Here is a 9,450-nt window from a genome sequence, read left to right as displayed (position 1 = left end):
GCGCGCCGGCTTCCTGACAAGCGCTTCGAGGGCCGGCTCTCGGCCGACCTGGGCGTGGAAGGCCGCAGCCTGCTGGACGCCCTGCGTGCCCAGCGCGCCGCCATCACCGAGCTCTATGAAGAGCGCGAATACGGCAAGGCCCTGCGCGAAATCATGGCCCTGGCCGACAAGGTCAACGAGTACGTGGACACCCACAAGCCCTGGGAGCTGGCCAAGCACCCCGAGCAGGCCGCGGTGCTGCACGACGTCTGCAGCACCTGCATCGAGGCCTTCCGCCTGCTGACCATCTACCTCAAGCCCGTGCTGCCGGCCCTGGCCGAGAAGGTGGAGGCCTTCCTGCAGGTGGCGCCGATGAGCTTCGAGGACATCGGCCGCGCCCTGGGCGCCCACAGCATCGGCGCCTACCAGCACCTGATGCAGCGCGTGGACGCCCAGCTGCTGGACGAGCTGCTGGCCCCGCCGCCCGCGCCCAAGCTGGTGCCCGGCGGCGAGGAGCTGGCCCCGGAGATCAAGATCGACGACTTCACCAAGGTCGATCTGCGCATCGCCAAGATCGTCAAGGCCGAGCATGTGGAGGGCAGCGACAAGCTGCTGCGCCTGACCCTGGACGTGGGCGAAGGGAAGACCCGCAACGTCTTCAGCGGCATCAAGAGCGCCTACAAGCCCGAGGACCTGGAAGGCAAGCTGACCGTGATGGTGGCCAACCTGGCCCCGCGCAAGATGAAGTTCGGCCTCAGCGAGGGCATGGTGCTGGCCGCCAGCCACGCCGACGAGAAGGCGAACCCCGGCATCTTCGTGCTGGAGCCCTTCCCCGGCGCCCAGCCGGGCATGCGGGTTCGCTGAGCCGCCCGCTCCGCCGGCTCAGCCGGGCCGCTGGAAGGCGGCCCGCGCACGCGCCACCTCGGCGCGGGTCACGCAGCCCTCGGCATGGTCGTTGACCAGGCCCATGGCCTGCATGAAGGCATAGACCGTGGTCGGGCCGACGAACTTCCAGCCGCGCTTCTTCAGGTCCTTGGACAGGGCGATCGACTCGGGCGAGACCGACACGGTCTGCGGCGTGGCCAGCGCATCGGCCGTCGGCTCGTAGCGCCAGAAATAGGCCGCCAGCGAGCCGGCCTCCTCGGCCAGGGCCTGGGCCCGGCCGGCGTTGTGGATCACCGCCTCGATCTTGCCGCGGTGGCGCACGATGCCGGCATCGGCCAGCAGCCGGGCCACCTCGGCCTCGCCGTAGCGGGCCATGGCGTGAAAGTCGAAGCCGTCGAAGGCGGCGCGGAAGTTCTCCCGCTTGGCCAGGATGGTGCGCCAGCTCAGGCCCGACTGGAAACCCTCCAGGCAGAGCTTCTCGAACAGGCGCCGGTCGTCCACCACCGGGTAGCCCCACTCGGTGTCGTGGTAGGCCAGGTATTCCGGCGTGGCCAGGCACCAGCGGCAGCGTGGCCGGCCGTCGGCCGCCATCTCGGTGGCACTCATCGTGTCTTCCCCCCTTGTGAGGCGGTGGGGCGGGCGCGGACAATCACCCCCATGCCTCCCCCGCATGCCCACGAAGTGTCGCAGGTCCGCCGTCTCTCGCGGCGGCGCAGCTTCTTCGTGCGCCTGCACCACTGCGGTCCTCCGGCACAGGTCCTGGCCGACCTGTCTTCCATCCCTTCACCGGAGTTTCCATGCCGCTGGCCACCTTGCGGGCTGCCCTGCAGCCCTTCCGCCCCCGCGCCCTGACCGCCCTGAAGGGCGTCAGCCGGGAACAACTCGTTGCCGACATCGGCGCGGGCCTCACCGTGGGCATCGTCGCCCTGCCGCTGGCCATGGCCTTTGCCATCGCCTCCGGCGTCAAGCCCGAAGCCGGGCTGTTCACCGCCATCATCGCGGGCTTCCTGATCTCCGCCCTGGGCGGCTCCAACGTGCAGATCGGGGGCCCGGCCGGGGCCTTCATCGTCATCGTCTACGGCATCGTCGACCGCTACGGCCTGGCCAATCTGCTGATCGCCACCTCGCTGGCCGGCGTGCTGCTCTTCGCCATGGGCCTGTTCAAGCTCGGGGCGCTGGTGCGTTTCATCCCGGTGTCCATCGTGATCGGCTTCACCAACGGCATCGCGGTGCTGATCGGCCTGTCGCAGTTCAAGGACGCCCTGGGCCTGCCCATCGCCAAGATGCCGGGCGACTTCTTCGCCCAACTGCGCACGCTGGGCCAGCACCTGGGGCAGATCAACCCCTGGGCCCTGGCGCTGACCGGCGGCTGCCTGGCCCTGGTGGTCGTCTGGCCCAAGAGCTACACCATGCCGGTGGGCGTGCGCCTGGGTTGGCACCACCGCCTGCGCCGCGTGGCCGCCCACCTGCCCGGCACGGTGGTGGCCTTGGTGGGGGCCACGCTGATCACCCGCGGGCTGCACCTGCCGGTGGAGACCATCGGCAGCCGTTTCGGCGGCATCCCCCAGGGCCTGCCCGGTTTCGAGCTGCCGGCCCTGTCCTGGGACAGCGCCAAGCAGCTGTTCATCCCCACCGTGACGATCGCCCTGCTGGGCTCCATCGAATCGCTGCTCTGCGCCCGGGTGGCCGACAACACCGCCGACATCCCTCGCCATGACCCCAACCAGGAGTTGATGGCACAGGGTGTGGCCAACTTCGTCAGCCCCTTCTTCGGCGGCATTCCGGCCACCGGCACCATCGCCCGCACCGTCACCAATGTGCGGGCCGGCGGCCGCACGCCGCTGGCCGGCATCGTCCACGCAGCAACCCTGCTGCTCATCGTGCTGGTGGCCGCCCCGCTGGCGGCCGGCATCCCCCTGGCGGCCATGGCCGGCATCCTGCTGTTCGTGGCCTGGAACATGGGCGAGTGGCGCGAGTTCGCCCGGCTGCGCAACTTCCGCTGGCCCTACCGCCTGCTGCTGGTGGGCACCTTCGTGCTGACGGTGGTCTTCGACCTCACGGTGGCGGTGGAGGTGGGTCTGGTCTCGGCCTGCGCCTTCTTCATCGTGCGCATGGGCTCGCTGTTCCAGGTGCGGCCCAGCACGGCGGCCCAGACCCCCGCCGGGGTGGCGGTGGTGGAGCTCTATGGCGCCCTGTTCTTCGGCGCGGTGGACAAGCTGGAGGACCTGCCCGCCCGCCTGCCCGAGGGCACGCAGCGCGTGGTGCTGGACCTGCACCGCCTGGTGGCCATGGACACCTCCGGCCTCGAAGCCCTGCACCAGTTGCGGCAGACCCTGCAGCGCCGCGGCATCACGATGGACCTGGCACGCGCTGCCGAGGCCCCGCTGTCGCTGCTGGAGCGCTCGGGCTTCGCCGAGGAACTGGGGCCGCAGCACCTGTGGCCCACGCTGGAGGCCGCGCTGGCCCCCACCGGCAGCTGAGCGCGCTCAGTCCCAGGCCGGGTCGGTGCGGCGCAGGGCCTGCAGGGCCTGGGCGCACAGCGGCACCTGAGCCTGGCGTGCGGCCTGCAGCCAGCCCACGGCCCACCAGGCCCGGGGCTCCTGCGCGGCAGCCTCGGTGAACAAGGCCTGCGCCAGCACCTGGTCGTGTTCGGCCCCCAGGGCATCCTGGGCCTGGCGCAGCGCGGCAAGCTGCCGATCCAGGGCCTTGGTCGACCACAGGCTGGCGCTCATCTCCAGCAGGTAACGCAGGCGCTTGATGCGCTTGCGCAGGCGGTGGCGTCCATCTTCGTCCAGGGCCGCATAGGCCTTGGCGTCGCGACGCACCTGCTTGTTCAGCGGCGCCAGCGCGGCCCGCATCCAGCGCCGCAGGGAAGGTGCCGGCACGGTCTCCAGCGGCACCGTCGTTGGCGTCTGGACACAGGCCAGCAGGGCGATCAGCAGCCGGGTGAAGCCCGGGTCGCGCAGCTCGGCACCCACATCCACCTCGGTGGCCCCGGCCTGCAAAGCCCCGGTCCACGGCGCCCCGGCGGCCTGCAGGGCCGGCAACAGCCCCCGGGCCAGGGCATCCAGGTCGCGCTGCCGGCCCAGGCGGCGGAAGATCTCGGCCAGCGCCGGCTCCCAGGCGGGGTCGACCGGCAGGTCCGTCGCCTCGGGCCCCGCCAGCAGACGCAAGACGGTGCGCAGCCGCCGCAGGCCGATGCGGCACTGACGCAGGTACTCGCCCCGGTCGTCCAGTGCCGGCAGGCCGGCGTCGGCCAGCACCGCGGCGTTGGCCAGCACCTGGCCCAGCGCCGCCCGCAACAGGGCCTGAACGGCGCGCTCGGGCCGCTGGCTGTTGCGCAAAGCGGGCGCCACGCCACGCGCGGGTGGCGAGGCCCAGCGCCCGGCCGCCAGCAGGTGCCCGCGCTCGGCCTTGCTGCGCACATCCAGCCACAGGCCGTGGCGATCCACCCAGCGCCGGGCCAGCGCCAGCAGATCGGCCGGCACACCCTGCACCAGCTCGAACTCCAGTTCGCTGACCGGCCATTCCCGCCCCCCCGCGCGGATCACCCCCACATCGAAGGCCAGCTCCACCCGGCCACCGCCGGGCAGGCGAACCACGCGGCTCAGGCGCTGGATGTCGGTCTCAAAGTGCACCGCCAGGCCCTGGTCCTGACCATCGCCCACCAGCGCCACCATGCCCAGGGCCCGCGCCAGGGCCTCGGCCGCCGGCGTGTCGGCGTGGCGGGCCAGATCCGGGGCTGGCGGCGTCTCGCCACCGGGCAGCGTCACCTCGTGCTCCAGCCGCTGCATCGGGTTGTCGCCTTCGGCCTTGAAGGTCTGCACCCAGTGGGCGCCCTCGTCACGCAGGCGCAGCGCCGCCCGGGCCCGGGCCAGGCGGCGGTCCGGCGTGTCCAGATAGCGGGCCCGCAGCCGCTGCTGACGGGCCTGGGCGGTGCCCACGGCGCGGCGCACCGCCGCCTCTGCGCCGGCCGGCACCTGGAACTTCAACTCGATCTCGAACACGGACAGGCCCTCTCACATGGACGCATGGACACACACACGGACGCACGCGCAACAGGCATCCAACTGCGACGGATTCTGCCCGCAGCGCCCTGTGGCCCGATGACAGGGCACTACCATGGGCCGATGCCCGCCGCCCCTTCCACCTCGCCTGCCACCCCGATCGACCCGCCCACCTGGGCCGCCCTGGAGGCGGCGGCCTGGGCCGCCTGGCCGGCACTCGCCGAGCACGAGCACGCCGGCTGGCGGCTGCGCACGGCGCAGGGCTACACCAAGCGGGCCAACTCAGCCAATGCCGGCCCTGAGGCACAGCCCCTGGGCGCACAGGACCTGGATCGGATCGAGGCCCACTACGCCCTGCACGGCCTGCCCGCCATCTTCCGCCTGACCGATCCGGGCCCCCAGCCGGCGCTGGATGACGTGCTGCAGCAGCGCGGCTACCAAAGGGTGGATCCCTCGCTGGTGCTGTGGCGTCCGCTGGCGGCCCCGGCGGGCACGGTGCCGCCGGCCACCCTGGGCTGGCCCGAGTGGCTGGAGGCCTTCCAGGCCGTCTCGGGCAAGCTGGGCCCTGGACAGGCCACCCACCTGGCCATGCTCCGGGCCATCCAGGGGCGTTGCGCGGCCGCGGTGTGGCCGGCCCAGGATCCCCGCTGTGCCGGGCTGGCGGTGCTGCACCAGGGCTGGGCCGGCCTGTTCGACGTGGCCACGGCCCCCGACGCCCGCCGCCAGGGCCTGGCCCGCACGCTGTGCCAGCAGCTGCTGGACTGGGCCGCGGCGCAGGGTGCCCACCATGCCTACCTGCAGGTGGTGCAGTCCAACGCCGCGGCCCGGGCGCTCTACGCCGAGCTGGGCTTCGTGACCGCTTACCGCTACTGGTACCGGGTGAAGGCCAGCTGACACCGGGCCCCGCTAGAATTCGGCCTTCCTCCTGAAACCTGTCGGCGCGCGAGCGCCCCTTCCTGCCATGCCGCTGTTCTGGAAGCCCTACAAGTCCGAGATCACCCAGTTCATCGACGAGCTCAAGGCCAAGCGCCCGACGCTGGAGGCCGAGCAGCGCGCCGGCCGTGGCCTGCTGTGGGACCGTCCGCAGGACCGCGAGGCCGAAGCCGAGTTCCAGGCCGCCCGCGTGGCCCAGCAACCCTACGTCTACCAGACCCACGGCCACTGAGCCGTGCGGCCCATCGCGGCCTGACGTGAACGAGCCGCTGCCCGATTCCCCCCTGCCTGAGCCGGCCGCCTCCGCGGAGACGGCGGTGCCGGCCGGTGAGCTGCCGCCCCCGGTGGCCCCGGAGGTGGACACCCCCGCGATGGTGGACGGGGTGGCGGTGGCCCGCCTGTACGGCGAGCCGCTGTTCGCCCTGCCCAACGACCTCTACATCCCGCCGGATGCCCTGGAGGTATTCCTGGAGGCCTTCCAGGGGCCGCTGGATCTGCTGCTCTACCTGATCCGCAAGCAGAACTTCAACATCCTCGACATCCCGATGGCGGATGTCACGCGGCAATACCTGGCCTACGTGGACCAGATCCGCGCGCACAACCTCGAACTGGCCGCCGACTACCTGCTGATGGCGGCCATGCTCATCGAGATCAAGTCGCGCATGCTGCTGCCGCCCAAGCCCAGCGAGAACGGCGAGGAGCCCGAAGACCCCCGGGCCGAGCTGGTGCGCCGCCTGCTGGAGTACGAGCAGATGAAGCTGGCCGCCGCGCGGCTGGACAGCCTGCCGGTGATGGGCCGGGACTTCCTGCGGGCGCAGGTCCATGTCGAGCAGTCCCTGGCACCGCGCTTTCCGGATGTCTCGCTGGTGGACATCCAGGAGGCCTGGCGCGACATCCTGCGTCGCGCCAAGCTCAACCAGCACCACCGCATCACGCGAGAGCAGCTCTCGGTGCGCGAGTACATGAGCGTGGTGCTGCGCCGCCTGCAGGGCGAGCGCTTCGTGGAGTTCCAGGACCTGTTCGACGTGAGCCAGGGCTCGCCGGTGGTCGTGGTGACCTTCATCGCGATGCTGGAACTGGCCCGCGAGCGCCTGCTGGAGATCACCCAGGCCGAGGCCTTCGCGCCGATCTACGTGCGCCTGGCCTACCAGCCGGCCTGAATCCCGGCGCCCAGGGGACGGCTCAGCGCAGGGGGGCCGCCATCGCCCCGCTGCGCTTGGCCCCCAGCTGACTGGCGGCCAACACCGCCTGGGTGCGCGAATTCACCCCCAGGGCCCGCAGCACGGCCTGCACGTGGTCCTTCACCGTTTCCACCGACAGGCCCAGGCGGCGGGCGATCTCCTTGTTGGGCTTGCCCTGCAGCAACAGGCTCAGCACATCGGCCTGACGCGGGGTCAACCCCAAGGCCTCGAAGGACGGCTGGGTCTGGTAGGGAGCCGTCTCACCCTGCCGGGGGGCCGCGGCATGGGCCGACGCGGCATGATGAGGATGGGGATGCGCGGCCTCGGGCAGACTCATGGGCGGCACGAAGATGCCCCCGTCCAGGACCAGACGCAGGGCGTCGGCCAGGGCCGTCATGCTCATGCGCTTGGGCAGGTAGCCACAGGCCCCGAGATCGATCGACTGGATGACATCGGCGGGGTGGTCGGAGGCCGAGGTCACCACCACGGACAGGTCAGGGTGGTTCATCCGCAGCTCGGCCAGCAGGGCATAGCCCTCTCCCTGCGTCCCCAGCTGGAGGTCCAGCAGCACCAGTGTGCAGGGCAGGCCCTGCGACAGGGTCTCCCTCAGCTCGGCGGGTGTGCAGACACTGCGCACAGTGACCCCGGGGCGAATTTCCTCCAGCAGCGTCTGGAAAGCCCAGAGGACCAGGGGATGGTTGTCGGCCAACAGAATGTGCATGGCTCCCAGCGTGGGCAGCAGCGCAACTGCGCATGCGCCCGAAGTTGTTGTTGTGTCAGCAGTGTAAGCAAACCTCTTACGAAGAAGATTGAACTTCCGGCAATATGCCGCGATTCAGTTTGTTTCAGCTGACACGACACCACTGGAGCAAAGGCGCCCATTGATCCAGGTCACGCTCGACCCGGCTGGGCGTCACGTCCCACAGCGTCAGGCCGTGCGCGGCCAGATGCACATAGTTCTGGGTGTCTCGCAGCGTGGCCACCAGCGGGGCCTTGAGGGTGGCGAGAAACTCCTGCAGGCGGTCCTGCGCGATGGTGTGGTCCTTCACCCGCATGCCCACCAGGCCGATCTGCACGCTCCCGGGCACCCCCACCTCGGACAGTTCCTGGAGAAAGCCGTGGATGGCCTGGATGTCGAACAGGCTGGGCTGCAGCGGGATCAGGATGCGATCAACCTGGCCCAGCACGGCCCGCAGCTTCTTGCCATGCAGACCGGCCGGGGTGTCGACCACCGCCCGGTCCACCCCCTGGGGCGGAGAGGCCAGGTCGCCGGCATCGTCCAGCCGCCAGGCCTGGATGGGACGGGCCGCGGCGGGCCGCAGGCTCAGCCACTGACGGGCCGACTGCTGTCGGTCCAGATCCCCCAGGGCCACCGTGTGCCCCCGCTGTGCCAGGGCGCCGGCCAGGTTGGTGGCCAGCGTGCTCTTGCCCACCCCACCCTTGGGGTTGGCGACCGCAATGACCTGCATCGTGACTCCTCCAAGCTGTAAACCAAGGTATGGTAGCGACAGCATGGCCGAAATCGTTGTCCTCACCGCCCATCCCCGACTGGAGCATTCCCGCGTCAACCAGGCCCTGCTGCAGGCCGCCCTGGCCTTGCCGACCGATCGGATCGAGGTGCGTGACCTCTACGCGCTCTACCCGGACTACCTGATCGACATCCCCGCCGAGCGCGCGGCACTGGCCGAGGCCCGTCTGGTGGTGTGGCAGTTCCCCTTCCACTGGTACAGCATGCCGCCCTTGCTCAAGCTCTGGCTGGACGAGGTCTTCGGCTTCGGCTGGGCTTACGGCATGGGGGGGGCGGCCCTGGAAGGCAAGGACCTGTGGCTGGTGGTGAGCACCGGCGGCGTCGCGTCGGCCTACCACCCGGCCGGCCAGAACCAGCACTTCATCGACGACTTCTGGCCCCCGATGGCGCAGACGGCCCGGGTGGCTGGCATGCGCTTTCTGCCGCCGCTGGTGCTGCACGGCGCCCACCGGGTCAGCGACGAGACCGTGCGGGAACACGCCGCCCTGTTCGCCGATCGCCTGGCCCGCTACCCCGCCTGGCCCGAGCTGGAGGACCTGCCGCCCGAGGCCGGCTGCGAGGTGCCCGACGACGACCGCCCCCACCGCAAACCATGACCGCCGCCGACGCCTTGCCCCACGCCACCACCACGCTCAGCCATGGCTGGCTGCTGCAAAGCCTGGTCTACCTGGGCGCGGCCGTGCTGGCCGTGCCACTGGCCCGGCTGGCCGGCCTGGGCGCCATCATCGGCTACCTGGCCGCCGGCATCCTGATCGGCCCCTGGGGTCTGGCCCTGGTGACCGATGCCCAGGACATGCTGCACTTCGCCGAATTCGGCGTGGTGCTGATGCTCTTCCTGGTCGGGCTGGAACTGGAGCCGCGCCGGCTGTGGGCCCTGCGCCGGCCAATGGTCGGCTGGGGCAGCGTGCAGCTGCTGGCCTCGGCCGCGCTGATGACC

Annotated in this window: 11 protein-coding genes; 7 read left to right on the top strand and 4 right to left on the bottom strand. The window is 71.1% G+C overall.

The window, feature by feature from the left end; genetic code table 11:
* On the top strand, positions 1-843 hold an 843-nt coding region (gene metG / locus I73_RS15870; protein WP_022981517.1), incomplete at its 5' end, for a methionine--tRNA ligase subunit beta.
* An 18-nt stretch (positions 844-861) separates the two neighbouring features.
* Here metG and I73_RS15865 read toward each other — a convergent pair.
* A complete protein-coding gene (locus I73_RS15865) occupies positions 862-1,470 on the bottom strand; it encodes a DNA-3-methyladenine glycosylase I (RefSeq protein ID WP_026096815.1) in 609 nt (202 codons plus the stop codon).
* A gap of 191 nt (positions 1,471-1,661) precedes the next feature.
* Between I73_RS15865 and I73_RS15860 the strand changes: the two genes are divergently transcribed.
* On the top strand, positions 1,662-3,344 hold the full coding sequence (locus I73_RS15860) for a SulP family inorganic anion transporter (protein WP_022981515.1): 1,683 nt from the start codon (positions 1,662-1,664) through the stop codon (positions 3,342-3,344).
* Positions 3,345-3,350: 6 nt separating this feature from the next.
* Here I73_RS15860 and I73_RS28330 read toward each other — a convergent pair whose 3' ends face one another.
* The gene (locus I73_RS28330) at positions 3,351-4,871 is read right to left on the bottom strand and encodes a CYTH and CHAD domain-containing protein (RefSeq protein ID WP_022981514.1); all 1,521 of its coding nucleotides are present in this window, start codon (positions 4,869-4,871) and stop codon (positions 3,351-3,353) included.
* 123 nt (positions 4,872-4,994) lie between these two features.
* Between I73_RS28330 and I73_RS28325 the strand changes: the two genes are divergently transcribed.
* The 3 genes from I73_RS28325 (at position 4,995) to I73_RS15840 (ending at position 6,964) form a co-directional block, all read left to right on the top strand.
* The gene (locus I73_RS28325) at positions 4,995-5,765 is read left to right on the top strand and encodes a GNAT family N-acetyltransferase (protein WP_022981513.1); all 771 of its coding nucleotides are present in this window, start codon (positions 4,995-4,997) and stop codon (positions 5,763-5,765) included.
* Between the two features lie 67 nt (positions 5,766-5,832).
* The gene (locus tag I73_RS15845) at positions 5,833-6,036 is read left to right on the top strand and encodes a DUF3460 family protein (protein WP_022981512.1); all 204 of its coding nucleotides are present in this window, start codon (positions 5,833-5,835) and stop codon (positions 6,034-6,036) included.
* 85 nt (positions 6,037-6,121) lie between these two features.
* On the top strand, positions 6,122-6,964 hold the full coding sequence (locus I73_RS15840; RefSeq protein ID WP_051049241.1) for a ScpA family protein: 843 nt from the start codon (positions 6,122-6,124) through the stop codon (positions 6,962-6,964).
* A 22-nt stretch (positions 6,965-6,986) separates the two neighbouring features.
* On the opposite strand, the gene I73_RS15835 is transcribed toward I73_RS15840, so the two are convergent.
* Together I73_RS15835 and I73_RS15830 are read right to left on the bottom strand one after the other, a co-directional pair.
* Positions 6,987-7,706, bottom strand: a complete 720-nt coding sequence (locus I73_RS15835) for a response regulator transcription factor (RefSeq protein WP_022981510.1) — start codon at positions 7,704-7,706, stop codon at positions 6,987-6,989.
* A gap of 124 nt (positions 7,707-7,830) precedes the next feature.
* Entirely contained in the window at positions 7,831-8,454 is a 624-nt protein-coding gene (locus I73_RS15830; RefSeq protein WP_022981509.1) for a ParA family protein, read from the bottom strand.
* 43 nt (positions 8,455-8,497) lie between these two features.
* Between I73_RS15830 and I73_RS15825 the strand changes: the two genes are divergently transcribed.
* Positions 8,498-9,109 (top strand): NAD(P)H-dependent oxidoreductase, encoded by a 612-nt coding sequence (locus I73_RS15825; protein WP_022981508.1) that lies wholly within the window; start codon positions 8,498-8,500, stop codon positions 9,107-9,109.
* On the top strand, positions 9,106-9,450 hold a 345-nt coding region (locus I73_RS28320; RefSeq protein ID WP_040500501.1), incomplete at its 3' end, for a cation:proton antiporter. The genes I73_RS15825 and I73_RS28320, both read left to right, overlap by 4 nt.

It is taken from the genome of Ideonella sp. B508-1 (assembly GCF_000333615.1).
Lineage (GTDB): Bacteria > Pseudomonadota > Gammaproteobacteria > Burkholderiales > Burkholderiaceae_C > Ideonella.
The sequence above is the reverse complement of the archived record's forward strand: the minus strand, read 5'-3'. Positions and strand labels throughout refer to the sequence as shown.